Annotated in this window: 1 pseudogene; it reads right to left on the reverse strand. The window is 66.8% G+C overall.

Annotation, left to right across the window (positions count from 1 at the left end):
• Nucleotides 1-34 precede the first annotated feature (34 nt).
• Nucleotides 35-226: pseudogene (locus tag QM588_RS25635) on the reverse strand (amino acid permease); the annotation flags it as partial.

Below are 226 nucleotides of genomic sequence, written 5' to 3' on the forward strand. Positions count from 1 at the left end.
CCTCCGGTTCGGTCGGACGGTTTGCCACCACCGGCTACTGACCGGTGTAGCCCATTCGTTCCTCGGCCACCGAGAGCCCCTTGGTGCGCACCAGGAACCAGCCGCCGATGAGTGCGGGGCTGATGACGACGAGGGTCGCGATGGTCCACGAGCCGATCGGGGCGTCGAAGGCCCTCAGCACCAGCACGCCGAACAGGAATACCAGCGTCGCGTAGCTCGTGTACGG

Origin of the sequence: Rhodococcus sp. IEGM 1354 (assembly GCF_030056855.1) — a bacterium.
Classification (GTDB): domain Bacteria; phylum Actinomycetota; class Actinomycetes; order Mycobacteriales; family Mycobacteriaceae; genus Rhodococcoides.